Annotated in this window: 19 protein-coding genes; 6 read left to right on the forward strand and 13 right to left on the reverse strand. The window is 60.3% G+C overall.

Annotation, left to right across the window (positions count from 1 at the left end):
• The first annotated feature begins 370 nt into the window (after positions 1 to 370).
• The 6 genes from QQK63_RS14175 to QQK63_RS14200 all read left to right on the forward strand — a co-directional run bounded on the left by QQK63_RS14175 (position 371) and on the right by QQK63_RS14200 (position 8,840).
• On the forward strand, positions 371 to 1,363 hold the full coding sequence (locus QQK63_RS14175; RefSeq protein WP_277828339.1) for a UDP-glucuronic acid decarboxylase family protein: 993 nt from the start codon (positions 371 to 373) through the stop codon (positions 1,361 to 1,363).
• Positions 1,360 to 2,361, forward strand: coding sequence for a UDP-glucose 4-epimerase GalE (galE, locus tag QQK63_RS14180; protein ID WP_277828341.1), 1,002 nt, complete (start codon positions 1,360 to 1,362; stop codon positions 2,359 to 2,361). Before QQK63_RS14175 ends, galE begins: the two co-directional genes overlap by 4 nt.
• A 1-nt stretch (position 2,362) precedes the next feature.
• On the forward strand, positions 2,363 to 4,168 hold the full coding sequence (locus QQK63_RS14185; protein WP_277828343.1) for a glycosyltransferase: 1,806 nt from the start codon (positions 2,363 to 2,365) through the stop codon (positions 4,166 to 4,168).
• Positions 4,165 to 5,133 carry a glycoside hydrolase family 26 protein gene (locus QQK63_RS14190; protein ID WP_277828345.1) on the forward strand — a complete coding sequence of 323 codons (969 nt, stop codon included), beginning with the start codon at positions 4,165 to 4,167 and terminating at the stop codon, positions 5,131 to 5,133. Before QQK63_RS14185 ends, QQK63_RS14190 begins: the two co-directional genes overlap by 4 nt.
• Positions 5,134 to 5,206: 73 nt before the next feature.
• Positions 5,207 to 6,661 (forward strand): UDP-glucose dehydrogenase family protein, encoded by a 1,455-nt coding sequence (locus tag QQK63_RS14195; RefSeq protein WP_277828347.1) that lies wholly within the window; start codon positions 5,207 to 5,209, stop codon positions 6,659 to 6,661.
• A gap of 1,225 nt (positions 6,662 to 7,886) precedes the next feature.
• A complete protein-coding gene (locus QQK63_RS14200; protein WP_431312819.1) occupies positions 7,887 to 8,840 on the forward strand; it encodes an extracellular catalytic domain type 1 short-chain-length polyhydroxyalkanoate depolymerase in 954 nt (317 codons plus the stop codon).
• A 53-nt stretch (positions 8,841 to 8,893) separates the two neighbouring features.
• Here QQK63_RS14200 and QQK63_RS14205 read toward each other — a convergent pair whose 3' ends face one another.
• The 13 genes from QQK63_RS14205 to QQK63_RS14265 form a co-directional block, all read right to left on the reverse strand.
• Positions 8,894 to 9,256, reverse strand: a complete 363-nt coding sequence (locus QQK63_RS14205) for a hypothetical protein (protein WP_277828351.1) — start codon at positions 9,254 to 9,256, stop codon at positions 8,894 to 8,896.
• A 405-nt stretch (positions 9,257 to 9,661) separates the two neighbouring features.
• Positions 9,662 to 10,684, reverse strand: a complete 1,023-nt coding sequence (locus QQK63_RS14210) for an alginate lyase family protein (RefSeq protein ID WP_277828353.1) — start codon at positions 10,682 to 10,684, stop codon at positions 9,662 to 9,664.
• Positions 10,681 to 13,413, reverse strand: coding sequence for a tetratricopeptide repeat protein (locus QQK63_RS14215; protein WP_277828355.1), 2,733 nt, complete (start codon positions 13,411 to 13,413; stop codon positions 10,681 to 10,683). Before QQK63_RS14215 ends, QQK63_RS14210 begins: the two co-directional genes overlap by 4 nt.
• Positions 13,414 to 13,456: 43 nt before the next feature.
• Positions 13,457 to 14,083, reverse strand: coding sequence for an alginate O-acetyltransferase AlgF (locus tag QQK63_RS14220; protein ID WP_277828357.1), 627 nt, complete (start codon positions 14,081 to 14,083; stop codon positions 13,457 to 13,459).
• Positions 14,080 to 15,408 carry an alginate O-acetyltransferase AlgX-related protein gene (locus tag QQK63_RS14225; protein ID WP_277828359.1) on the reverse strand — a complete coding sequence of 443 codons (1,329 nt, stop codon included), beginning with the start codon at positions 15,406 to 15,408 and terminating at the stop codon, positions 14,080 to 14,082. The genes QQK63_RS14220 and QQK63_RS14225 overlap by 4 nt, the downstream gene beginning before the upstream one ends.
• Positions 15,405 to 16,214 carry a hypothetical protein gene (locus tag QQK63_RS14230; protein ID WP_277828361.1) on the reverse strand — a complete coding sequence of 270 codons (810 nt, stop codon included), beginning with the start codon at positions 16,212 to 16,214 and terminating at the stop codon, positions 15,405 to 15,407. Before QQK63_RS14230 ends, QQK63_RS14225 begins: the two co-directional genes overlap by 4 nt.
• Positions 16,207 to 17,319 (reverse strand): alginate O-acetyltransferase AlgX-related protein, encoded by a 1,113-nt coding sequence (locus tag QQK63_RS14235; RefSeq protein ID WP_277828364.1) that lies wholly within the window; start codon positions 17,317 to 17,319, stop codon positions 16,207 to 16,209. Before QQK63_RS14235 ends, QQK63_RS14230 begins: the two co-directional genes overlap by 8 nt.
• 10 nt (positions 17,320 to 17,329) lie before the next feature.
• Positions 17,330 to 18,760 carry an MBOAT family O-acyltransferase gene (locus tag QQK63_RS14240; protein WP_277828366.1) on the reverse strand — a complete coding sequence of 477 codons (1,431 nt, stop codon included), beginning with the start codon at positions 18,758 to 18,760 and terminating at the stop codon, positions 17,330 to 17,332.
• On the reverse strand, positions 18,760 to 20,106 hold the full coding sequence (locus QQK63_RS14245) for a right-handed parallel beta-helix repeat-containing protein (protein WP_284283229.1): 1,347 nt from the start codon (positions 20,104 to 20,106) through the stop codon (positions 18,760 to 18,762). Before QQK63_RS14245 ends, QQK63_RS14240 begins: the two co-directional genes overlap by 1 nt.
• Before the next feature lie 187 nt (positions 20,107 to 20,293).
• The gene (locus QQK63_RS14250; protein WP_277828370.1) at positions 20,294 to 21,724 is read right to left on the reverse strand and encodes a mannose-1-phosphate guanylyltransferase; all 1,431 of its coding nucleotides are present in this window, start codon (positions 21,722 to 21,724) and stop codon (positions 20,294 to 20,296) included.
• Positions 21,725 to 21,794: 70 nt separating this feature from the next.
• On the reverse strand, positions 21,795 to 22,928 hold the full coding sequence (locus tag QQK63_RS14255; RefSeq protein WP_277828372.1) for an efflux RND transporter periplasmic adaptor subunit: 1,134 nt from the start codon (positions 22,926 to 22,928) through the stop codon (positions 21,795 to 21,797).
• Between the two features lie 27 nt (positions 22,929 to 22,955).
• Positions 22,956 to 24,416 carry a glycosyltransferase gene (locus QQK63_RS14260; protein ID WP_277828374.1) on the reverse strand — a complete coding sequence of 487 codons (1,461 nt, stop codon included), beginning with the start codon at positions 24,414 to 24,416 and terminating at the stop codon, positions 22,956 to 22,958.
• Between the two features lie 7 nt (positions 24,417 to 24,423).
• Positions 24,424 to 25,743, reverse strand: a complete 1,320-nt coding sequence (locus QQK63_RS14265; protein WP_277828377.1) for a nucleotide sugar dehydrogenase — start codon at positions 25,741 to 25,743, stop codon at positions 24,424 to 24,426.
• Positions 25,744 to 25,790: the final 47 nt, after the last annotated feature.

Consider the following 25,790-nt stretch of genomic DNA (forward strand, 5'->3'; position numbering starts at 1 on the left):
CCTGAAAATCCACAGATCACACAAGAGAAAGCATATTCTGTAATCCCTAGGGCGAAAGGAAGCTTCAGCAAAGGCCGCCATCGCACGCCTTTTCTTGGTCACGTATTCGTCGACCCCTGTGGGGCCTAGCACTATGCACCGGCCGTCGCGTCACCCATTGAAAATCTCCTCCAGTCAAACTCTTGACTAATGTGGATACCTGTCCAGCGCTGACACATCGGAATTAAAGTCGAACCCAATCCCAAGTACCCCATTCTGCAAGATAGTCATGGCAGACATCTGCCTACATGAACTTTAGGCGCAAAAAAATTTCTTTGTAACTCCATTCCACCAAATCCACGAAAAAACCGACCCTCACCGAGTTTATATCATGACCAGTCGCATACAGTTGAAAAAAACAATACTCGTTGCTGGCGGTGCAGGATTTATTGGAGCGCAGCTTTGTTCCAGGCTCCTATCCAACGGCGCCAATGTGATCTGCATTGACAACCTGCAAACAGGCCGCGCCGCAAATTTGGCAGATATGATGGGAAAAACAGGGTTCTCTTTCATCAAGCATGACGTCATCCATCCATTGATCATGAGTCAGCCGATTGACGAGATTTACAATCTTGCTTGCCCAGCATCTCCGTCCATGTACCAGATCGACCCCGTACACACATTGAAGACCAGTGTTCTGGGTGCGCTCAATCTGCTGAGGCTCGCACGAAACAAGGGCGCACGGATTCTTCAAGCCTCGACATCCGAAGTCTACGGGGATCCACAATTCAGCCCGCAGGCCGAAAGCTATCATGGCAACGTCAATCCTGTCGGCCCGCGATCTTGCTATGATGAAGGCAAGCGTGCGGCCGAGACATTGTTCCGTGACTATGGTGTCCAGCATGGCGTCACGACCAAGATTGCCCGGATCTTCAATACCTACGGCCCCGGAATGACGGCCAATGACGGACGTGTGGTGTCGAATTTCATAATGCAGGCGCTGCAAGATCGGCCGATCACACTTTATGGCAATGGACTGCAGACGCGGTCCTTTTGCTTCGTGAACGATCTGCTCGATGGATTGATCCGGCTGATGTCTATGCCACCCGATGTGAGTTTCCCGATAAACCTTGGCAATGACGGCGAATTCACGATCGCCGAACTTGCGGATATGATCATCCGCAAGACGGGTTCTGTCTCCGAGATCATCCAGCTTCCGCTGCCCATTGACGACCCAAGACAACGTTGCCCGGACCTATCGCTCGCACGAAAGGTTTTGAATTGGCAGCCCAAGGTGAGCCTCGACCAAGGTCTTGACTTGACCATTCCCTGGTTCCGACGCGCAGCGCTGATGGAAGCCCGGGCGATCGAGGTGCTGGCGTGACCTGCAAACCCAATATCTTGGTTACGGGGGGCGCAGGCTTCATCGGGAGCCACACCTGCAAAGCCCTTGCAGATGCGGGCTATAACCCGATCACGCTGGACGATTTGAGCACCGGGCATGAAGACGCGGTGAAATGGGGCCCCATCGTCAAAGGGGATGTTCGCAATACCGATCTCGTCCAAAGGATTCTGACGCAAAACAACATTGTTGCGGTCGTTCATCTGGCCGCGAAGGCCTATGTCGGCGAGTCCATGGTCGAGCCTGCAAGTTACTACGCCGCAAATGTCGGCGGCACGATCTCCCTTTTGCAGGCCTGTAACGACGCGAAGGTCGCAAGGATCGTCTTTTCGTCAAGCTGTGCGACCTACGGCATTCCCGAACACTTGCCGATCTCCGAAGCTGCAGCTCAGAACCCCCTCAGCCCCTATGGACGCACAAAGCTGATGTGCGAGCAGATGATCCACGATCATGGTGCCGCCTATGGTCTGCAGTTTGTCATTTTGCGCTATTTCAATGCCGCCGGGGCAGACCCCTCGGGAGATTTGGCAGAGCGACATGATCCCGAGACGCACTTGATCCCGCTGGCTCTCATGGCCGCCTACGGACAGATGCGGGCATTGACGGTCTTCGGCACCGATTACGATACGCCGGATGGCACCTGCATCCGGGATTATATCCACGTCTGTGATCTTGCGCGCGCACATGTTTATGCCGTGGCCCATCTCCTCAGGAATGGGCCGAACCTCGCGGTCAATCTGGGATCGGGCCACGGATATTCGATCCTTGAGATCGTCACGGAAATTCAACAGCTGACGGACCGTCCTATCCCGATGAGCGAGGCGCCGCGTCGCTTGGGCGACCCACCTGCCCTTGTGGCAGACGCGCGCGTTGCGGCCCGCACGCTCGGCTTCGTCACGCAACGATCCGACATTTCAAGCATTGTCGCCGATGCAGCGCGGCGGTTTCAGATCGATGCGGTCCATGCAAACAACAATTGACATGGTCCCCAAGGCCGCCGCGTCAGACGGGAATTTTCTCGTTCCTTTGCTGTCACCTGCTCAAAATGTCAAATACCGGATTGCGGCGACCCTATGGCTCGCAACATCCGCCTATTTCTGGGTCTGGTGGTTTCTACCCCCACACAACACCAACCTGTTCAGCTTTCTGGTTTTGACCATCGGGATTGGCTGGCTCTTCTTTGTTCAGGTCTATTTTCTCGCTATATTTTTACGCGCAAAAGTGTCGCGTGGGCAGATTGAAAGCCTTGGGAAGGCTCGCGTCGCCATGATTACGACCAAGACGCCCGCAGAACCTTTCGCTGTGGTTCGTGACACGCTTGAGGCGATGCTGGCGCAAGATCATCCACATGATACGTGGTTGGCCGATGAAGACCCAAACCACGAAACACAGACCTGGTGCGATATTCATGGCGTGAAGGTTTCATCGCGCAAGGGTGTGCAAGGCTACCATTCCGGCGACTGGCCCCGTCGCGCCAAGTGCAAAGAGGGAAACCTCGCCTATTTTTACGATCAATATGGATACCGCGATTACGATTTCGTCGTTCAGCTGGACGCCGATCATGTCGCCCAGCCCGGTTATCTGAGACAGATTTTGGCCCCTTTCGCCGATGACCGCGTGGGCTACGTCACGGCTCCAAGCATTTGCGGATCCAATGCCACCAGAAACTGGGCCGCGCGCACGCGTCTGTTTGCCGAGGGCATGTTTCACGGCGTGCTGCAATCTGGGTATACGAACGGTCTCGCACCTGTCTGTATCGGTTCGCATTATGCTGTGCGGACCGTTGCATTGCGGCAGGTCGGCGGTCTCGGGCCGGAATTGGCCGAGGATCATTCGACGACCATGATTTTCAACGCCAATGGCTGGCGTGGTGTTCACGCAATCGACGCGGTCGCCGTGGGTGCGGGTCCGGTCACGATCACGGATCTGATAACCCAGGAATTCCAATGGTCGCGCAGTCTGATGACGATCATGCTGGCGCATACGCCGCGCTATTACTCAGCTCTACCGGTACGGATGAAGGCGCAATTCGTCTTCATGCAGATGTGGTATCCGCTGCAAGCGACATTCATGGCAGTTATGTTCGCCCTGCCGATCATCGCCTTGTTGCTCGATATCCGTTTCGTCGATGTGACCTTTCCTGCCTTCGTCGGTCACATGCTGCCGTCGACGCTGGTGCTGTTGTGGATCGCATATGCCGTGCGCCGCGACGGTTTCTTTCGTCCATGCGACGGGCGGGTTCTGAGCTGGGAAAAAGCTCTGTTCATGCCTATCCAGTGGCCATGGGTCTTGTGGGGGACCGGAACTGCAATCCTCGATCACTTGCGCGGAACACAGGCCGTCTTTCGCGTTACCCCGAAGGGAGAAGCGGCGGACGACGTGCTGCCGATCAAGGTTCTGGTGCCGTATTTCGTGCTGGCGTTGTCGTCCGGGCTGCCAATACTTTGGGCTGCGGATCTTGAGAACGCGCGCGGCTTCTACATTCTGGCGGCGTTCAACCTGTTTCTCTATGGAACGATCTTTGCGGTCATTGTGATCCGGCACATCCGCGAGAACACGGTCACACTGCCGCGTGATCTTGCATCCGCGTCCCTTCAGTTCGTGGGCATCGCGGTTTTGGCAACGCTTGGTGTCCAAGCAATGTCGCTGCGCGGCGTCGAAGGTCTTCACGTTCTGTCCATGGGGCTCGAGCCGCTGCATGTCACGAGGATCCTGTACCCGGTGTCTGGGGCTGGTCAGCCGGGTGACACGCCCGGGCGCATTCACTTCGAGGTCTGGTGGGAATGATCCCATCAGATGTTTCTGCATCTGCAAAAGAGGAGTGTTTGATGAACATGTTCAATCGCGATCTTCCTCGGCGCCGCGCCCAGCCGCCTGTGGCCATCCGCCGGATCGTTCCGTTGCTTGTCGCGGGATTGACGGTCTTCAGCGGCATTGCCTTTGCAGCACCGCCGGGGCCCCTGCCCTTCGGCGTGTATGATCCGGAGGGCCGCTTTTCCAACGATCCCGAGGTGAGTATCGAGCATGTCTTCCTGCCTTGGGAGGGCGTCGACCTTGAGACGCTGCACATCGCTGATGCCTATGCCCGCCAACGAAACCGGTCGATGCTCGTCACGATCGAGCCTTGGATATGGGGGGAGCGTGGCACGGCAGCCGAACTGCGGAACAACGTTTTGGCGGGGCGCCACGATGCAACGATGCGCGGCGTATGCCGCGTTCTTGGCACGCTCGACAGCCCTGTGACCGTGCGATGGGCACAGGAAATGGACAACCGAAACGGTCATTTCCCATGGTCCCAGTGGCGGCCCGACCAACATATCGAAGCGTATCGACGCATGGTGGGTGTCTGCCGATCGGCAGCGCCGGGGCTGCGCTATATGTGGTCGCCTGCGGGGGACGAGGGGATGGAGGCATACTACCCCGGCGATGATGTGGTCGATGTCATCGGGATATCTGTCTTTGCAGCCCAAGACTTCCAACAAAGGTTTCAGGGATCCGACCTGTCCTTTGCGGAAGTCCTGGGGCCGCGCTACGACCGGGCAGTCCGTTTTGGCAAACCCATCATGGTGGCCGAACTGGGATTTGTCGGGGACCAAGCCTTTCTGAACGATTGGTACAATTCCGTCCGCCGCATCGACGCTCGTTTCCCGGCATTGGAAGCAGTCATCTATTTCAATCGCGAGGAAGTCTGGCCGTGGCCGAACAACTTCGGCCTTCCCGATTGGCGCGACAGCGCCCAACCGCTCAATTGAGCCAAAGCAGAGCCGCAGCGATTCAGGCATCGCTCCGGCAACCACCTCCTGCGGTGGCATGAAGGGAAAAACCATGAAGATCACGATTGTCGGAACAGGATATGTCGGGCTGGTCTCCGGCGTTTGTCTGGCGGAATTCGGCCATCAGGTCACCTGCCTCGATTCCTCGCTGCACAAGATCGAACGGCTGCGATCAGGTGAAATCCCGATCTTCGAACCGGGCCTTGAGGAGATGATGGGCCGCAACATCGCAGCAGGTCGGCTTGGTTTCGAAACGCAGATGCAGCGAGCCCTGCGCAACGCAGAGGTGATTATCCTGGCCGTGGGCACGCCCATGCGGGAGAGCGACGGTCAGGCAGATCTGACACAGGTTTTTGCCGCAGTGGACGAGGTGGCGAACGCGCTGACGCATCACGCCGTCATCGTGACCAAGTCCACGGTGCCCGTAGGCACCTGCCGCAAAATCGGTGAGCGCATCAGGATGCTCCGGCCCGACTTGGATTTCGATATTGCTTCGAACCCCGAATTCCTGCGCGAGGGTAGCGCGATCATTGATTTCATGCGGCCTGACCGGGTGGTCCTTGGGACGACATCAGACCGAGCGGCCCTGCTGTTGAGCGAGATGTATGCGCCGCTGAAGCGACGAAACATTCCCATCCTTCAGACCGGACTGGAAAGCTCCGAGCTGATAAAATACGCCTCGAACGGGTTTCTGGCCACCAAGATCAGCTTTGTGAACGAACTGGCCGGGCTGTGCGAACGTGTCGGAGCGGACATGCGCGACGTGTCGCTGGGCATGGGCCTGGATGGACGCATCGGACCCGCATTCCTGAAGGCCGGACCGGGATATGGCGGCTCGTGCTTTCCGAAAGACACACATGCGCTTGCGCGAATGGGGCAGGAGAACGGATTAACCTTACACGTCACCGAGGCCGTCATGCATGCCAACGAACTGGTCAAGGCGCGCATGATCCAAAAGATTGTGCGGGCCTGCGGCGGCAGGGTCACCGGAAAAACCGTCGCTGTCCTCGGCGTGACGTTCAAGGCCAATACCGACGACGTGCGTGATGCGCCTTCGCTGACCATCCTTCCCGCGCTGATCGGAAATGGCGCGCGCGTTCGGGTCGTCGACCCCAAGGGACATCGTATGGGCGAACAGCTTCTGCCCGGCGTCACATGGCACTCCTCGGCCTACGAAGCCGCAAAAGGAGCGGACGTTTTGGTCGTGATGACGGAGTGGCAGGACTTCGACACGTTGGACCTGAAGCGACTGGCAAAGGACATGTGCCAACCCCACATGGTCGACCTGCGCAACATATTCTCTCCGGCCAGCGCAACGACTGCGGGATTTCGCCTTTATGATGCCATCGGCAGCAAGGCCAACTGGGTCGAAGCGCCCCAAACGGCCGTGGCTGTGCATATGCCACCGATGGACTTGAGCGTTTACACGCCGGCGACTGCGCTGAACGGACAGTCGAGGCCTTTGGCGGCCCCCATACAGATGGAAGTGTCGAAACCTGCGCCGTGATCGGGTGTTTGTCTGTCGCGAATGCAGGGTAGCCCCGTACGGAGTGTCAGGTGCCCCAGCAACTGCCTGCCATGCCGGCCCCGGAGACAGTGCACGTCCAGCGCGGCGTTCGCGCCGCAGGGCCGGTTGATACCAGTGTCCCTGTCCCCGACGAGGAATATTGCCGTTGCACGTTTTGCGGCACCGAAAAACCGGACTGCGTGTCTTGGCAGGCCGAAACCAGCACGGCGAAGACGACAAGTCCAAAGCCAATCTGAGTGTTCATTGTGATCTTTCTTTTGGTTCACGGGGAAACGGGATCGGGAACACCGGGACGAAACATCAAAAATCGTCAACTGCAGTGGGCAAGCACGTTGCCGTTGGGAGGGCCACCTGAACCGATAGGCTCGAGGCCTTGCCAACGGCGTCATACGCTAGCGATCAATTCGGATGGAGGCAAAAGGAACCTTGGCCTGCCGGCGGGAAGCCGCCCAAAGCTCCGATCGGCCGGGCAGTGGCGTGGCCAAACAAAGACGGTGCGCCATGATTTTGCGGCCGTGCAGAGAACCGTGTCGAGATCCCCGCCCGCCAATCAGACACGGCAGTGTGCCGATGGACAGGACACAGATCACGTGTCCGAGCGCAGGACTTCCGCTGCAACATTTCCGGCCTTTCGACATGCGGAAAATGCCGATGAACAACCAACCTGCATCAGCCTACAAAAGCCAATCCTGCTGCATGGTTCATCGGACGGCAGCAGTTTCAGTCGTCGATCGATTGTTCCGAGTTCCGGCGCAGTATCCCGGCAGGGCGAACGGGCGTGCCCGTCAGTCACGCGGGGATGCTGCGTCTATTCAATCAGATCGGGAACGAACGACCACAATGAACAAAAAAAGCGTCCAAATCCGGGACTGCCGACAAGATGAAGACCGTAAAAGAGGCGTGGAATGACACGCGCACAGGCCCCTTGAAAACCGCCGCTCGCGGCAAATCTCCTTGATCGGCTCGCCTTTAACAGAATGCGCACGCCTGATCTTCGCGATCGTCTCCACAACCAACATCCCCTGATTGCTCCCTGATGCCTCTGAGGACGCTTCTGATCAGAATTGTCAGGGGGACACTTTTGGACGCCGACCACCCCAGTATAGAGGTCAATCTACCATGCCGATCTACACCGCAGACGCAGCCTTCGACGTCGGAATAAGCGAATGACCCGCTGCGGCCAGACCACCTGGCACCAGACGTCATGAAGAAACATCCGACGCTTCCCTTACAGGCAAGGCGCCCGCACCTCAGCCCTCTCGAGACCTTCGGGACGGATCCGGGAGGGTTGCGCGCAAGCACCTTCGTGCCGAAATCCTTTACCGAGAACGGCCCACTCGTCGTCGTGCTGCATGGCAGCAGCCAGTCGGCGAGAAGCTATGACATCGGGTCGGGTTGGTCCGTCCTTGCCGAGGAACTTGGGGTGACCCTCCTCTTCCCTCGACAGCGACTGGCAAACAATTCCATCGGAAGTTTCAACTGGTTCATGACCAGCGACAGCCGCCGCGGGAAAGGTGAGGCGCTGTCCATCCGCCAGATGATCCGGCGCGTCGTAAAGGACCACAAGGTCGACCCCAAGCGCGTCTTTGTGACGGGGCTGTCCTCGGGCGGGGCCATGACATCGGTGATGCTTGCGACTTATCCCGAGGTCTTCGCGGGCGGCGCCATCGTCGCGGGCCTGCCCTACCGCAGCGCCGACAACCTGACCGCTGCGCTCTTTCGCATGAACGGCTACGGCATACCATCCGACCGCAGGCTCAGCGCATTGGTGCGCGGCGCGTCGAAATTCACAGGTCCCTGGCCGACGATCTCGGTTTGGCATGGCGACAGCGACACAACGGTCGACCAAGCCAATGCCGGAGCCATCGTCGGTCAATGGCAAAAGCTTCACAAGGTCGAAGGTCCGCCAACACGGATCGAAAAGATCGACGGCGCGGTCCGACGGGTCTGGTGCGAACCAAAGGGACGGGCGGTGATCGAGGAATACATCGTCGCAGCGATGGGCCACGGCATGCCGATCAACCCGAGATCGGCGCATGGTCTGGGAAAGGAGGGTAAATACATGCTGGATGTCGGCATATCCTCAACCCGACACATCGCGGCATTCTGGGGCCTCACGCCCAAGGTTGCGCCGGCCCGAGTAAACGCCGGCGCCTGACTGTCTTCTTTTATGGAACGTCCGGGGCGATAATCCACGTCGCCCCGGACAGGTCAGGACAGGTCAGATGCGGACACGGGGGTCTGTTGGTGCAAGATGCGCAACCATGCCTCGCCATCGTTCAGATAAGATGACGTGCAATAGGTTTCGTAGACCGGTTGTCCTTGCCGTTCTGCCGATGCGCGGTAGGCCAGAACGACGATATCCTTTTCCCGGCTGAAGCACCGTTCGGAAAATTCGACCGAGCGCCACCGCTGCGCCACCAAATCTTCGCGCCAGATCCGGTCGCCCTGCAAGATGCCTATTGGATAGGGAAAGACGAAGACCGCGCCCTTGGCCGTCATCGTCCGCGCGCTGTCCGCGCCTTGCGTCCAGAACTGTTCCTCAGTCGCCCAAAGCGTGTCTTCTGTCGTCATCACATTCTACCCTTCCTCATTTTGTGCTGCGTTCCGGCTGATCGGGACCCTGTCGTTGCAAAGGGCTCGGCGAGGCTCTAAGAGTTTGCCGCGAACTGCCTGGAGCAGGGCCTTCATCTCGCTTGCTGCCTTTTTCGTGGCCTGCCCGATCGTTTTCGACGCGACCTTGGCGCGACCGGCCGCTCACCCTTGACCCCCTCACTCTGAGCGTGGGTTCGATGTCTTAGGGTCTTGATCTTTCGGCATTTCAGCCTCGAGGAAGCCCCCCGCCCGGCGTCATTGCCCCTCGAAATGCGCGGCGCCGTGCCGGATCGTGACGAAGAAGCCCACGCTCCGGCCGGCACGGACAATCGGCGTCGCGATGTTCACCTATTCTAGGTGGAGCAAGGAGAACGGTGTCCTTGCCTACCACAGTAGAGACTGATCGCCGCCGAGTTTCGAATTGCTGAGCGGGCGGTACTCCTCCACGAAGGCGGTTATTTCGGCATCTACGAAAAGCGACAGATAGGCCTCAGCCCAAGCAAGTTCAAAACTGGCAAGATCGTCCTCGCCAGTTTGGTAAGTTTGACGTTCTCCTGCGATGCGCTCGGCAATCGAGAGGTCTGCGAAGGCCATAGGCACGAAGCCTACGATCCTATGGATGGCCCCGTCGCAAAGGCTGAACAAGTCTGGCCAATCGTCAAACAGCATCGCGGCGGTGACCACCAGCGGGCCAACGGAATGCACCTGGTAGTGCAGAGCGCGGGCGCCACGCGCCATCTCAAGCGGCAGGGCACCATCGGCGTTCGCTTGGCAGGCTACAAGCTCGACCGTATTGGCCGCCCAAGCCGCGAGAGCCGTGTCACCCGTGGCTTCAGCCACGGAGGCAGCGGCCAGTCCGGCCCAGGCTCGGAGATTGTTACGGCTGGCGTTCGGCGGAGCTTGATCGTCAAAGTAGGCGGCCATGGCATGACCACGGCGGTTAAACCACGCCTCGACCATGCTGCGCGTGTCGGCGTCAATCTCGGTTGCCACAGTCGACGCCTGACGCCAGGCAAAAGCCATACCAGCAATCCGTGATGGGCTGGAAATTTGCGCATTCATGGTGCGAAGGTCACTCAATGCATCTGCCTCTGCCCAGGCCGCAATAGCAGCGACAACGCAATTGGCCGATCTGGCGGCGTTTGCCCCCCCTTCCAGCGCAAGATTGGACGCCTGCGTGAGATCGACAATGAAATCGTCGATCGGCCCGAGGGCTGCATTCACTTGCGTGTTCGCCTCAAGATCGATGTCCGACCGGTTCTGACTTTCTTCGGTATAGCGGCTACCGTACGAGAGCGAGGTCACCGGCTCCAGCACTGCAAAACAATCTTCTGCAGCCCCTGCGTCTTGGGCGAGCATGAGACCGAGCAAGAAGCCAACCGGGATCGCAAGTGGTCTGATCGTCATCTTGTCGTTTCCTCCAGCGTCAGGAGCCGGACTGTCGCGATGGCCCCGGCGTTTCCGGCTTCGGCGGCCCGAAGCAGCCACGTGCGCGATGCCTCCAGCGAAGGCGACACGCCAAGCCCGTATGAATAGGCCTCGGAAAGCAAAACCATCGCATCGGCCTCGCCTTGTTCCGCTGCGCTGGTCAGAAGTGTTGCGTAGCGGACAAGCGTGTCTGGCCCTTGACCCTCGCGCCGCACGATGCGGGCAAGTTCGAGTTGCGCGACGGCAGACCCCGCAAGTGCGGCATCAGCGTAGATCATGCGAGGATCGACCACATTCGTCACCATCGCCTGCACGGCGGAGGACTCAAATCGCAAGCGTTCCAGCACATCGGGAATACCGCTTACCTCTGTCAACGCCACAAGCTCTACGAACAGATCGGCGGTGCCAGCATCATCCAGATCGAGATCAAACCGATCATCATCCCTTAACGCCAAGAGGCGCAAAATCCCGACGCGGTCGCCCGCCGCCACTGCACGCTCGAAGAGGGCGAGAGCGCGGCGCGCGCCGTCTGGCTCGCCGCTGATCTGCAGAACGGCATCGCCAAGGGCAATGAGCTGCCAGCCGACGTCGTCGACCAAGATGGCCGCGATGTTGAGCCAAGTCTCGGCATCTGATTGCCGCGCCAGACGGTGTGTTGCGCGCGCCATCTCCAGTGATGACAGCAGATCGCAATCCATGGCGGCGCGGGCGCGCTGCACGTAAACGTCGGCTTCGGGTCCTGCAGACATGCCTTCCATTGCAAAAACAAGCGCGTCGAAATCGCCCCGTGCCGCGATCGTATTCTGATACTCGAGGCGGATCGCGTTGGTTGCCGCAGCATCGCGGCCATCAAGATCCACAAGGGTGCGCATCGCAGCACCGTTGCCATCCGCGGCAAGTGTTTCCGCGACGTGGCGTATCTCGGAAAGCTGGTCGGCTGTCTGGTGCGGATGAGCGATGAGCGCCCGAAGAAGCTGCGTCCGTGCGCGTGGCTCGCCGGCCTCGACCGCCGTTCGAAGCAAATCGAGGGTAGCGGCCGATGGCCCATCCTCTCCGGATAAACGGATTTGCAGCTTGCCGATCTCTGACATGGGTGAGCTATCGGCGGATCGCGCGAGGCGAGCCAAGAGGTCTCGATCACCTGCGATGCTGTTCGACCCCTCCTGCATGAGGACGAAAATTGCAAAGGCGGTGCCGCGACCGCTCAGTGTTTGGCTTTGAACCGTGGCGAGCAGATCCGGGTCGGGATCGAGCATGGCCGCCTGCAGATCCGTGTCAGACAATACCGGGGTCAGATTGGCCGACATGTCCTCTGCTGCAGCCCAAAAGCGGGCACGCTGGACTTCCGGCGCACGCGGACTTTGGCACATATAGGCGTTGCGTAACTGAACAATCGGTCCATTCGATCCGTTTATCCGCACGCTGCGCTCGAGTGGTCCGATCACGTCGAGATAGGATTGGTAATCGCTCAGGCCGTTCATGCGCAGGTTGACCAGCCGAGAAATCGTTAGCGGTTGGGTCGGGTCGATCTCATGGGCGCGCTCATAAAGCGCAAGCGCCACAGCCTCGCCCGCCCAACGCCCCTCGGCCCTGAGCAGCTCGTCCCCCAATTGTATGAAGGCCCAATCCGGTGGATCGTCCAGTTCGGTAAGGGCACGCAAGCTTTGGAGCCATGCTGCATGGTCTTCCGGCGTGGGGTCGTCCAAATCTCCCAGCAGCTGGGCAAGCCGGACCTGTGCGAAAGGATAGCCGGTCTCGGCAGCTTGCGTGTAGAGATGGCGGGCAAGGTCCAGATCCTGTTCTGCCAGCGCGCCCATTTCATAAATGCTGCCAAGCTCGGCCTGCGCGAAGGTCAGGCCCCCTGCTGCTGCCTGTTCCAGGTAGGCCAGCAAGGTCTCGTTGTCTTTAACGATGCCATTCGACTCCATATGCATTTGCGCGACAGACCACGCTGCATTGAAGTCGCCGAGGTCGGCAGACAGGCGGTACCAATCCTCGGCAAGCGGCATATCTTGCCTAACGAGTGTCCCTGTGCGGAACTCGTTGGCAATACGGTTCATGCGATCGCAGATCGCTGCATCCAGCCCCCCCACAAGACTGCCGAAGGCCAGCGTCACCGCCACCTCGGGTGAGATGTCCCAACCCGGAACCTGTACACCGTCGATCGTCATTTCCGCCAGAACGATCAGCGCCTCGGAATTGCCGCCATAGCCCGCGGACACGAGGTGGCTCATCGCCAACTCCCGATCACGGGGAACGCCGGTGCCGGACATCAGCATTTCTGACAAAAGAAGTTGCGCCCGGAGCGAGGTCGAGACGTCGATCGCCAACAGTCGCTCGGTCAGTCCAGCATTCTGCATATCGGAGATCCGGCCAGCCGCGATATGCAGATCGACATGGTCCATGAGCATGTCGGTTTCGGAATACCCGGTGTCGAGGTCGTGCAAGAGCAGGGTCGCCGCGATGATCGTATCGAACCAGCGATCCGCGTCGATCCCGCGCAGCAACCGGAGATCGCGTCGGATCTGCGACGTAGAGAGGTCAGGCATCCGGGAGCCGTCCCAATCCATCCAACGCGCCGTTACCACATCGTCGGTTGGACGCGGCTCGCAGATCGGATCGCGTGAAATGTCTGGCGGCAAGAAACGGATGTCGAGAGGCTCCGCACCTGCCGACAAGGTGGCGTGAAAGGTAAAGGTGGCGGCCAAGATGAGGCACGCTAGGGATCGCCTAGGATGCTGCGCTCGGGGGTCAGTCATCATAGACATTGGGCGCATCCCTCATCACGTACGCCCCTGCGTTTCCCGTGATGACGAGGCTTGTTCCCGTGCGTGGGCGCATCGCAACCGAGGGCGCTTGGGCAATGTCCTGCCCCTCGAAGCGCGCGACAAACCCCAGCGTCAGGGGAGCGCGAAGAGCCACACCTGCGCCCTGCCCCGGCCCCACAGGCGAGACGGCGACCACCCCGGCCTCTGGCACGAAAAGATCCACCGCGTCCAGATCGGTGAAATTGTAGAAGATCAAATCCGCCTCACCGGGCGCGTTGGTCACCGCGTCGGTCAGGAGAACGCTTTCCTCCACCGTGGACGCCGGTACAAAAGTGTAATGCTCGCTTGCTCCGGCTTCGATGGTGTATTCGTTGGGACCGATCCGGATGACGACGAGACCTGGCCGGATCTCGGTATATTCGGTCAGCCCGTTGGCTGTTTGATCAAGTGATTGGCCCCTTTGAACAGAGACATTTTCGGTGGGTCCGGCATAAACCCGAACGAACGATGCGTCCGGGGCGCTTGGCTCTGGGTATAACCCCTCATCTTGCGCGAATACGGGGGCTGCGGACAGTCCGGCCGCCAGAGCGATACAGAAGATGCGTTTCATGATGCGGAAGTCCCTCCATCGGAGCAAAGTGAAACGGACGCCGACGCACCGATCGGTCGGCCGAACCGAACCTCGATGCGATCCACTTGGCCGAAATGACCGGCGTCCAGATAGAAGAGTGGCGTGGGATCGCCGCGCCGCGTGCGATCGATGGCGTTTTGGGCGATGCCATTCGCGGTTACGATACTGAATTCTGCGGAATAAGCCCCCGATGCTCCGACATCGGCGCGCAAGAAGTGCCCTTCGGACAGAGATATGGATGGCCCTTCAGCAACGAGCACACCCGCCTCGGTGGTGACTGTCGTCAAGGGCACACAGTCATTGACCGCCGCCACGATGATTTCTCGAACGGCAAGACCGCCAAATTCTCCCAGGTTGTTGTAGATCGGGTTCTCCCACACGAGGAAATGTGGAGGGTTGGAGGCGAAATCACCCGACATCATGTAGCCAAGCATCGCGCCGAACTGATTGCCGCCCGTCACGGCGTAGTTTGTCAGATCAAGCTGCGCCGCCTCGGCCAAAAACCCGTCGAAGTTGAATTCGGAAGTCTGCGACATGGAGGTGCCGACCAGCATGATCCCTGGCCGTCTGGCCTCGGCAGCGAAGATGCCTGCTCCAATCGACAAGCCACCATCGACTGGCTGCGTTTCGAAGGCCTCCGTGACGGCGCGTGGTATGTGATCGCGACAACGGGCTTGGACGGACCGGCGGAACGCCGAGGCGATTTCCCTTGGCCCTATGGATGCGGTCACGTGAGGCACCGGCGTAAGATCGTTATAGCCGGGGCGAGCCCTAATGACCTCGGCCACGGCAACTGCGGCGGCCCGCGCGCCAGACGGCGACCAGTGAAAATCCGTCCTGAGGAACGGGTAATCAGGCTCGCCCACTTCCAGCAGCGGGGTCTGAATATCGACCGTTTCGATACCGGCTGACCGCAAACGATCTACGAAATGCAGATACATCATCGTCGCGATCTCGAAGTCGAAGCCGTAGGCTGCAGCTTCGGGCGGCAACAGGTCGGGCATGACCAAGCCCTTGGTCGGAACAGGCACATAGATGAGTGTCGTACCCCGCTCGGCCAAGGCGTTGGAAAACGCCACCATCAAGTCGATGGACCTGTCGGACAGAGGATGGTTCATCCGTAGGTCAGTGAGGCGGAAGAACATTCCATCAAGACCCTCGATGACCGGGACGGGTTCCAGCGAGTCAAGCATCGAACAGCCGAAGGCGGACCCTGATGGCACCTCCTGAGCGACCGCGTGGCTCGGGAGTGTCGCCAGCAATGCGGACGCGAAGATAGGGCCCATGCGAGCGCGCTTGGTCACGGCAGATCCTCCTGCAAAGCGGTGGGTGTAGTGGCGATGTATCGAGCCGGATCAGCGTCATAGAGGCGGCGCATGTTCAGCGCCGTCGCGCGCTGGCCGGGATCGCCGCTGGTTTCCAGCGTAGCGAACCAGGCCTCGATGTCATGCGGGCTGGCCCCGGCCACGCCCTGGCCCGACATCAACTGCATCACCAGATCCAGGGCGGCCTCCGCATCGCCGGACCTTGCCCGGTTGCTCTGCATCGCGGCAGCGTCGGCGCGATGCGGCCCGAACGGGTGGCCGGAACTATAGAAAGCCATCAACGCGGTTGCCGCGGGTTCGTTCCCGCTGTCGGCAAGGGTCCGCAAGACGTTTTCGAGATGGCGGAGGCGTGCCTGCGAAAACGCCACGTCCTCCCGCCGCAGCAGCCGGATCAACGGCCCGACCGCATAATCCCGGTTGGTGAGGGCCGCCGCCGCGTAATAAAGGGCCGCGGCGGACAGCAGATCGGGCCGGTCCAAGTCCATCAACCGGTTGGCATAGCGGAACGCGGCAAGCCCGTCGCCATGATCGGCAAGCGCGCGCATGTCCTCGAAACTAATGCTCTGCCCCGCCAGCATCCGGCGGCGGGCCTGTTGCAGGGACAAGGTTGGCAGGTCAAGCGTCTGGGTGATCCTGTCGTCCCAGACCAGCACCACACCTGGGTTCGACACTGGATCCAGTCGTGGCCCGGCTTGCAGGGGTGGCGCGGCTGAGGCCGCAGCGGCGAGCCCGAAAAAGACGACCGAGGCGATTACCAGGGACACGGTACCCAGACGGTCAGTCATGGGAGGGTGCTCCTGAACTTGCGAGCGCCATGATGGGTGTGACGTCAGGCCAGATGCCGGGGTCGGCGAGGTAGCGAACCGGGAATTCCCAGATCACGGTCGCAGGAGCGGCTTGAGTGAAACTGTCCGCAGCAACGAATGCCGCCATGGTCCGGATCGGGCCCAGTCCCTGCTCGGCGAGGTTGATCAGCGGACGACGCAGCACGAGAGTTAGAGCTGGTCCGAAGCTCCAGCTTGCATTCGCGCTGTAGCTTGTGCCGATCAAGACAAGGTCGGGGTCCGGGGCGTCAGTTGCGAAGATCCCAGCGGCGGCTGGGCTTGTATCTTCTGCCACCCAAGGCACGACCGTTTCCGGGACCAGTCCAAGGCGCGAGGCGATTGGATCGGTCGTGACGAAGGACACGAGATCGCCGGCGAAAACCACCGGTGTCGCAGCGACACGCCGGAAGGTTGATGCACCCAATGGTATAAACCCCGAGGCCGCAACTGCCTCGGCAACTGATGCGGCGCCGTGTGGGCTCCAATGCGTATCGGTGCGCAGGAAAACCGGCTCGTTTTCGTCATTCGCGGCGACCAGTGCCGGGCGGGTGTCGACCACGCTGATACCGCGTTCGCTCAGCGCGGCGACGAAAGTCGCGTATTGCGTTGCCATATCCTCGACCGGAAGCGCCCCGACAACCGCAGCGCGCGCGATGTCGAGCTTGGCGGGGAGCACCACGACAACAAGATGGCTGCCGGCCGCGCTCAACTGACGATCGATCATGCTGACGTGATCAACCGCCCTCAAAATCTGCTGCGGGTCTGCAAGGCGTGTCTCTTCACTGGTGAACAGCCAGCCATCGCGCCCGACCAGCACCCCCTCGCGCCCCTCGCCGGCAAGAAGATAGCGCGCCGCTCCAAGCCAGCCCTGCGCAAGCGGTCGATGCGGAAGCGATTGTTCATATTGGTCGCCGAAGGCAACCGTGACATCGCCGTTCAGCCAGCCGCCATTCTCGGGAGGAGGACGGAACCAATCGCGCTCCAGCACTGCGAGATTGGCCACGAGGGCGTAAGTCAGGAATACCACTGCCGGGAGCGTGCGAGCGAAGGACAAGATTTTTTGCATCAATCGCTCCTCAAAACTGAAAATAAAGGAAGGGAGAAACGCTCTGCTCGGCCAGCCGCAGGATCGCGAGCATGGCTATCGCCGTCACCACCAGCGTTGGTACCAACGTGTTGACGACCGTCATCGTTCCGCCGGACTGCGGCTGAAAATGCGTGAACGACAGTTTTTTCAGTTTCGGCTCGAGCACGGCCACGAGAATGCTGAGGCCCAGCGCCGCCGACATCTCTCGCGTGATGGAAAAGCGAATGTCCTGTGCAATGTCGAAGCCGTTTAACCCGATCATTCCGGCATACATGTCGACAGCGTCACCCAAGGTTGCCGCCCGAAAGGCGACCCAGCCCAAAAGAACGATCAGCAACGTCCGGCCCAGCGCCCAAGTGCCTGTGGCGCGGGCCAGACCCGTCCACCGCTCGGCCGCAAGCCAGCCGCCGTGCCACGCACCCCACAGGACATACGTCCAGGCCGAACCGTGCCAAAGCCCGCCCAACACCATGACGACCATAAGGTTGACGTAGGTTCGTGCAGCGCCCTTCCGGTTGCCACCGATCGGGATGTAGAGGTAATCCCTCAGCCAGACCGAGAGGCTGATATGCCAGCGCTTCCAGAACTCGGTGATCGAGCGCGAGGCATAGGGCGTGTCGAAATTCTCGATGAAGCGAAAACCCATCATCATGCCAAGCCCGATTGCCATGTCGGAATAGCCCGAGAAATCGAAGTAAAGCTGCAGCATGTAGGCCAAGGCCCCAACCCATGCGATCGGCGCGGTCGGATCAGGGTTTTGGAACGCGAGATCAGCCAGAGGCGCGACCGCATCCGCCAGCAACACCTTCTTGGCGAGGCCGATGAAGAACCGCTGCATCCCCGCAGTGAACAGATCCAACGAGTGTTCCCGGTGCCGGAACTGGTCGGCCAGATCCTTGTAGCGCAGGATGGGGCCAGCGATCAGTTGTGGGAACAGCGCTATGAAAGCTGCGAAGTCGATGAAACTCGGGTCTTCGTCGGCATCGCCACGATACGTGTCCACAAGATAACTGATCGATTGGAAGACATAGAAAGATATGCCGATAGGCAGCAGGATCTGCCAATGCACCCCCATGGCCTCGGGCGTGGTCCCAAGGAGGCCAGCGAAACTGTCTACGAAGAAATTGAAATACTTGAAGACCCCCAGAACACTGAGACAGCCGGTCACCCCGATCGCGGTCATGGTCTTGGCGCGGCGTAGGTTGCCGGTCCGCAAACTCGCGCGAGTTGCGCGGCCCAGCGCCCATGTCCAGACAGTGGTCAGTACCAACAATCCGAGGAAGTCGATCCGCCACCAAGCATAGAACAGGTAGGATCCGGCCAGCAGTACGCCAGACCTCCAGCGCATCGGCGCGAGGTAGTAGATCAGCAGAAAATTCGGCAGAAACAAGAATAGGAAGATTTCAGAGGAAAAGACCATCAGCCTGCCTCCCCGCCCTGACAGGCAGCGAAGGCGCGCACAGAGGCATCAGCGGCCGCAGGCGTGACCGACAGGCTGGCGGTCACATGCCGGATATCCAGATCGGCCATGCTGCCCGCTCGCATCGCACGTAGCAGCAGCGGCGTGTGTTGGGCCAGATCACCGGTAAGCAGGCGCGGCAGTTGCTGCGAAAGATCATTGCCCGACAACCGCAGATGACCTTCGGTCGCGCTGTAAAGACCGGCCGTGTTGTCTGCGATGACATTCCCTACAATCAGGGTGCTCGAGCCCTCGATACCCTCTCTCAGGGCCAGCCCGGCGCCGCCATTGGCGAGCAACAGATTGCCCGTCACCACCAGATCGCCCGTTGCCTCTGCGCGCACCGCATTGCCGCCGTTCTCGAGGATCACGTTGCTCTGCAACCAGACACATCGCGCACCTTGCACGACGGCAACGCCTTCGCCGCGAAAATCCTCGATCAGGTTGCCGCTGACCTCGACCCCGGCGACCCCTGTATCGAGCCGCAGGCCGCCATAGTCCCCGCCAGAAAGGATGTTTTCTCGCACCTCGACCATCCGGCCCGGCCCGCTCAGACGAACGGCATGAGAGCCTTGTGTCCCGGTGACGACATTATGAAGCAAACTGGCGCCCTGAGAGCCTTCGACCCGGATTGCGGTCTGACGGGCATCGGCGACCCAGTTTCCCTCGATCATGACACTGTCGCTGTCTACCACGCTGACCCCACCCAGATCCGTGAAGATGCTGCGCGAGATGACCGAAGGTGTGTGTGCGCCGTAAAGCCCCGCGGTTGCTACAGACAGGCCCGACAGGGCCGGGGACGGGCCGAAGCCAAGCCCGTTGAATCGGCTGTCTCGTACGCTAAGGCCCCCGCTTCCCAAGCTGGCGACAAAGGGACGAAACGCATCAGGGCCGATTGCATGTTGCGAGATGTCGGCGGTTATGGTCGCTCCCACAATCGAGAGGCTGCCAAACGACAGGAGAAAGCCGCCGTGCTCCCCGGAGAAAACAAGCGTTTCTCTGTCAACCACGGCCAGCGCAGCGCCGGCCAGAACGATGATGGGCACGCTTGCCGTATATGTCCCGGCCTCACTGCGGAGTGCGTTCGGATGCCCGGCTTCAGCGGCAAGAATGACCAGATCAGCCAACGTCGCCCGGCCCTCTCGCAGGTAAAGCGCGGGGGCATTGGCGGATGGCAAAGCGGCATAGATTTCGGCCTGACCTTCCGGACCGACGGCAAGCGCCATCTGCATCAGGCCGAGCCGAACATCCGATATCGCGATCTTGGGCAAAAGATCGGTCGCCTGCCTGATGGCCGCGCTGGTCATGCCCGACGTATCATGGAGCGGCGGGTGTATCGGGGGCGCGATACCATAGGACGCGAAAGCGCGATCACGCCGCGCCAGACCGGCCTCCAGCGCCTCGGAGGCCGAAATTGGCTGATCGGTCTGAGCTGTGGCGGGTGGCGCTGTCGGGATGGCCATGGCTACCAACAGGGCGCCTATGCTGATGCGCTTAAGCAAAATGGCGATCCAGTGGAACCCGCTCATCGCGCCAACCATCGATGCAATCGAGCGCCAGAAGGCCGTCATACTTTTGTACGGCCCGCGCCTCACCAAGCTCGACTGCTACGAGGGTCAACACATCGTCGCCCGCATTCACGATGCGGACCTTTTCGCCGGGGCGCACGATCAACGGCTCTCCGGCGCCAACGGTCAAGGTCTCTCCATGAACCTTGATCATCGCATGGCCGGCGGCCACGATGATGACCGTCCCAGCCGTACTTGACCCTGTCGGGGTAGCGGCATCGCCCAAGGGAACGGTCAGGCGGTCCATGCCGGACAAGATGCCCACCTCAGCGATCAGGAGGTGGCATTCGACTTCAGGCCGCGCGGTCGTCTTCAGTGCCGCTACAGCATCCTTCACCTTTTGGGCGTTCTGGTGATTTGTCACCAGAAGCGCGTCGGGCGTGTCCACAATGATCACATCATCCAGTCCCACGACGGCAATCAATCGTCCGCATCCCCGCACAAGGGAATTGTGGGTATCGACGGTGAGCACCTCGGGGGACAATACATTCCCGTCGGCGTCCTTGGTGCCGATGGTATGCACCGCCGACCATGCGCCAACATCGTTCCAACCAACCGACACGGGCGCCATAGCGACCATCGGAGAATGCTCGAAGATCATGCGTTCGGTCGGCTCGGAGCGGGCGCGTGTGAAATGTCCGCGGTCCAGGTGAAGGGTCGTCCCGACCTCCTTGCCATTCGCAAGGGCCAATTCGACAGCGGCCAACGTCTCGGGTTCAAGCCGCGCAAATTCCGCAATGATCAAATCCGCTCGCATGATCGAAATGCCGGTTGCCCAGAAAGAGCGGCCCTCGCGGATCAAGGCCTGGGCAAGTTGAAGGTCGGGCTTCTCAACAAAGGCGCTCACGTGATGAAGTGCGGGATAACCCTCGACCACGCCCCCCGAGGTCATGTAGCCGAAACCTGTTTCCGCGTAAGTGGGGGCGATACCCAGCACGACGATCCGCCCCGCGTCGGCGCCGCGCGACGCCTCCAAGATGGTCCCGTTCAGATCGCCGTCGATCACGTGATCGGAAGGAAGAACAAGGAGCATCGCATCCGGATCGCGACGCCGCAGGTGAAGCGCCGCGGCCAGGACGGCCGGGCCTGTGTTGCGCCCGACGGGTTCGCCGATGATCTGGGGCTTAAGGCCGATCGCCGACATCTGGCTATCGATCATGGCCGATTGATCGCTGTTGGCGACGATCAGAGGGGCATGGAAGGCATCATTGCAATGACGCAGCACCGTGGTCTGCAGGAAACTTGGCCCACCATTGCCGTCTATGGTCTGAAACTGCTTTGGGCTGCTGACCCGCGAAATGGGCCAGAGACGAGACCCCATACCACCGGACAAAATCACTGGATGTATTTTAAACACGACCCTCGTTCCTTTCTGCAAATGTCAGAATGTACATGCGTTGTCCGTCATCGTTGGGCTTGCGGGTGCCTTATCGGGTGAAGTCCAGACCCCGTTCAGTGAGCTGGAGAAAGAAGGCAGAGCGGTCGTGAACCAAACGCATCTCGACGAAGCCGCCGATGCGGCCAGCCTCGAGCGGCTCTGAAGGTGCAAAACGGACTGAGACGGTGCCCCTGCCGTCGACTGTTGCCAAATCTCGGTCCAGAAGCGTGGCGTCACGCCAAGCGCTACCCGCAAAACGAAACTCGGCACGTCCCTCTGCAAGAAGAGCCACGGCATCCATGGCAGGCAGTTCGGCTTCGATCACCACAGGCGCGGATGGTTCGATCAGCCGGACGAGATCCTCGCCGGACAGAACCGTGCTGCCCTCGCGAATGCCGATGGCGAGTACCTCGCAATCGCACGGCATGGCGAGTGACAGGGTCTCACCCGAGGTTGCCGCGATGGCGACAACCACGCCGCCCTCCATCGCCTCGAGATCGAGGAAGGCGATCTGCCCGTCGGCAACCGCTCGCAGCGTCTCCCCTTCCACTATTACGTGTCCAGGGGTCTGAAATTCGGTGATAAAAAGACGATGATCGACCAAGAGCCACGCGGTGACGAGAAGCGCGGCGGTGGCGACTAGAGCAAACACCGTCCCAGCCGAGGATATGATCCATTTCACGAAGCTTTCGCGCGGTGGTCGCACGCCTTCGCCGCTTGGCTCGCTCATCGTGCCCGCGGAAATGACAGAACCAACGGTCGTGAGATTGCCGGAGATGTATTCGTTCAGAATGTAGCGCAACTGCGGCAAGTGGGGGCCTGTCGGCTCTGTGAAATGCAGGATCAGGGAGCCGGACGAGACGCGTTCGATCCGCATAAGTGGTGCGAGAGACACAGAAAAACCGTGAAACTCAAACGCCAACCTGACCAACCGGTTGCCGCCTTCCAGGCCCTGTTCCGCAAGACCGCTTACCTGAGCCTCTACAAGCGACAGCGCCTTACCTGCGAACTGGCGGCCATCGATGTAGGCCGTAAAGGGCATGGAGATGAGCGGATGCTCAGGGCCACCCGACCTTGGGACCGCGCCGTCAAGCGACGCCAAGGTATCCGTTTTGGAAACGCCGTTGGGCTGCGCATCATCCATCAGTGGCACGCTGCTGGCGGAAAACGGTCTGTCGGTCATTTTGGCACTCTCCCGTTCTCCTGGATTTCAAAGAATATCGGTCATCACGAAGACACCGAGGGCCAGCCATCCGAGGGCGAGCGCCTGCATGCCGGTCGACGTGGCGTGGCGCAGCCAGATGGCCGCACTGACAGGGGCAGTTTGCTTGGTGGCCTGACGGGTCCATTTCTGGCGGTCGAGACGAAAGATCACACCGCTTTTGATCGCGGCTGCGCTGATCTGGCTGAAATACAAAAGCGGGGGGTAGATGATCGGAAAGCCGCCGCCGCGAAACAGCGACAGCACCGCGCAGAAGACGTAGCGGGTGAACATAACCCAGGCGCAATAGGCGGGTATGACCAGCGGATCGATGAAGAACGCGGTTGCCAGAACTGCGATCGGACCGGCCAACGTGGTCCAAATCGACAGGCGCTGATCGAGGATCGACCACCAGGTGAACGCACCGATGCGACCCGGCCCGAGCGACAGGGCGCGCGCATTTGTCCGCATCATGTTTCCGAACCACCGGCGCATCAGGACAAAAGCGCTTTCGCAGAACCCGTCAAGCGGCTGAGTCTCCATCGAGATTGAGGATACATCCGGCAGGTAGGTCATGTGGTACCCCCGCGAGAGCAGCCAGAACCAAGTCGACTTGTCGTCGCCGGTCAGGAATCGGATCTCGCCAAGACGCCAGTGATCTATGCGGTCGTATTGAACCTGCTGGATAAAGGAGGGGTCAGTGGCGAGGTCGGCACGCACGACCGACATCCGCCCCGTCAACGTCAAGACCCGGCCACCAAGCGCCATCGAGGACATCATCGCCTGCCGCTGCATGAAGCGCAGATTGAACCAGTTGCGGAACAAGGGGTCGTCGGGGATCTCGACGCCCTCATCGGTGGTAAGCGCGCCGACCCGAGGATTGGTAAAGAACGGGGCTGCGCGCGCCACGATGTCGACGGGAACGCAACTGTCTCCGTCAACGAAGATCAATACGTCCCGGCGACTGGGCGCCTCGCGTCCGATCAGCCGAAGTGACCGGGCGATGGCATCGCGTTTGCCCGTGCCGGGAATGCGATCCACGATAAGCTTTACACTGCCAGACCCGCCCTGAAGCCGTTCGAACAAGTCTTGGATGATACGTGAATCAGCCTCATCCACGACCGAGGCGACGATGGTCGCGCCTCCCTCCGAGCGCGCTGCGGCAAGAAAAATCGAACGGTAGACCCGTGTCGTGATCGACGCTTCGATCTTGTAGGTCGTGACCATGAAATAGGCGTGCGCAGGACCGGATCGGGCGGCATAGGCCCGTTCAGCGCCAGCACGTTGTCTTGGATAAGCCCAGAGAATGTAGACTGCCGCTCGGCCGAAATTCACCGCAGCCCAAGAATAACGCCAAAGGCCAATCGCCCCAATCACGAACAGCGCTGGCGAAAGATTGCTTGTCGCTTGGCTTGTGACCGCGGTGGTCAGGGCGACCAGGGCCGCCAAATATGCAAGATGGCCAATCATCCCGGCATCACCAACAGATGCCCTGATACCGACCGTTCGACACCGCCGTGCGGTCAATCCTGGTCAAGTCGATGATCTTCTGATGCGCCATGGCGGCCATCAGGTCAGGCTGGACTTCTTCGTAGGTATTGCCGACCAGCAAGATGTCCGAGTGAGCAATGAGTGCCGCGATAGACGGCTCCATGCGGGAACTGAGATCTGGGACCACGGCATTGCCACGTCCCGCAGCCTCGGGATCGGTCTCAAACGCGGTCGAGACATACGGGTCATAGATACGCACGTTCTGCCCCGCCTCAATCAAACGCGCAGCGAGATCGGCAAGCGGGCTTTCGCGCAGATCATCCGTCCCGGCCTTGAAGCTCACTCCGACAAAACCAACGGACTTCGCCCCTGACGCCTTGAGCATGTCCTCGGCACGGCCGATCTGCGCGTCATTTGCGACAAGAACCGCGCGCAACAGCGGGGTCTCCACGCCTTTGGATTCGGCAAGCCGGGCCAGCGCACGCACATCCTTGGGCAGGCAGGAGCCGCCGAAGGCAAAGCCGGGACGCAGGAAGGCCGCCGAAACCGCCACCTTGGCATCACTGGTCAAAAGCCGCATCACCAGCTGCCCGTCGAGGCCCGCCGCTTTGGCGACATTGCCGATTTCGTTGGCGAAGCTGATCTTGACCGCGCGCCAAGCATTCGATGTGTATTTGACCATCTCGGCCGTGGGCAGATCGACCCTGTGGCTGGCGCAAGGCAGCGCGGCGTTCAATTCGGTCAGGAAGTCGCCGGTTGCCTCGTCCAATGCGCCGAAGACAACGAGCCCCGGATCATCGTAGTCTTCGATCGCGGTGCTTTCGCGGAGAAACTCCGGGAAATAACCGACGCCAAAATCCTGGCCGGCACGTTTTCCAGAACTTTGTTCGAGCGTCGGTATGCAAACGCCCTGCATTGTGCCGGGCACGATGGTCGATCGCATCACCACCCGGTGCGGACGGCTCTTGATGCCTATCGCCTGACCGATGTCGGCACAGACAGATCTGACATATCCCAAACCCACCGAGCCGTCCGGCTCTGACGGGGTGCCGACGCAGACGAAAGAGGTTTCCGTGTTTTCGATGGCATCGGCGGCGTCTGTCGTGGCGCGCAACCGACCTGATGCCACCCCGGCCGCGATGAGGTCATCGAGACCCTTTTCGACAATGGGGGAGCGCCCGGAATTCACCGTCGCCACCTTCGCAGGGTCAAGGTCGACGGCAACGACCTCGTGCCCGTCGCGCGCAAGACACGCTGCCGCAACGACGCCCACATACCCTATTCCAAAAACGCTAATCCTTGCCATCGGTCCCTCTTTCACCATCGCGTTGCGGACCCTAACCACCGTCTCGG

Source organism: Roseicyclus marinus (genome assembly GCF_030163795.1).
Classification (GTDB): domain Bacteria; phylum Pseudomonadota; class Alphaproteobacteria; order Rhodobacterales; family Rhodobacteraceae; genus Roseicyclus; species Roseicyclus marinus.

Excerpts from the sequence above, each read along its gene's own strand:
- QQK63_RS14200 (WP_431312819.1), top strand. The coding sequence starts at position 7,887 with ATGAAGAAACATCCGACGCTTCCCTTACAGGCAAGGCGCCCGCACCTC.
- QQK63_RS14210 (WP_277828353.1), bottom strand. The coding sequence starts at position 10,684 with ATGACGATCAGACCACTTGCGATCCCGGTTGGCTTCTTGCTCGGTCTC.
- QQK63_RS14185 (WP_277828343.1), top strand. The coding sequence starts at position 2,363 with ATGGTCCCCAAGGCCGCCGCGTCAGACGGGAATTTTCTCGTTCCTTTG.
- QQK63_RS14230 (WP_277828361.1), bottom strand. The coding sequence starts at position 16,214 with ATGACTGACCGTCTGGGTACCGTGTCCCTGGTAATCGCCTCGGTCGTC.
- QQK63_RS14245 (WP_284283229.1), bottom strand. The coding sequence starts at position 20,106 with ATGACCAGCGCGGCCATCAGGCAGGCGACCGATCTTTTGCCCAAGATC.
- QQK63_RS14195 (WP_277828347.1), top strand. The coding sequence starts at position 5,207 with ATGAAGATCACGATTGTCGGAACAGGATATGTCGGGCTGGTCTCCGGC.
- QQK63_RS14265 (WP_277828377.1), bottom strand. The coding sequence starts at position 25,743 with ATGGCAAGGATTAGCGTTTTTGGAATAGGGTATGTGGGCGTCGTTGCG.
- QQK63_RS14190 (WP_277828345.1), top strand. The coding sequence starts at position 4,165 with ATGATCCCATCAGATGTTTCTGCATCTGCAAAAGAGGAGTGTTTGATG.
- QQK63_RS14240 (WP_277828366.1), bottom strand. The coding sequence starts at position 18,760 with ATGGTCTTTTCCTCTGAAATCTTCCTATTCTTGTTTCTGCCGAATTTT.
- QQK63_RS14175 (WP_277828339.1), top strand. The coding sequence starts at position 371 with ATGACCAGTCGCATACAGTTGAAAAAAACAATACTCGTTGCTGGCGGT.
- QQK63_RS14205 (WP_277828351.1), bottom strand. The coding sequence starts at position 9,256 with ATGACGACAGAAGACACGCTTTGGGCGACTGAGGAACAGTTCTGGACG.
- QQK63_RS14260 (WP_277828374.1), bottom strand. The coding sequence starts at position 24,416 with ATGATTGGCCATCTTGCATATTTGGCGGCCCTGGTCGCCCTGACCACC.
- QQK63_RS14255 (WP_277828372.1), bottom strand. The coding sequence starts at position 22,928 with ATGACCGACAGACCGTTTTCCGCCAGCAGCGTGCCACTGATGGATGAT.
- QQK63_RS14235 (WP_277828364.1), bottom strand. The coding sequence starts at position 17,319 with ATGCAAAAAATCTTGTCCTTCGCTCGCACGCTCCCGGCAGTGGTATTC.
- QQK63_RS14220 (WP_277828357.1), bottom strand. The coding sequence starts at position 14,083 with ATGAAACGCATCTTCTGTATCGCTCTGGCGGCCGGACTGTCCGCAGCC.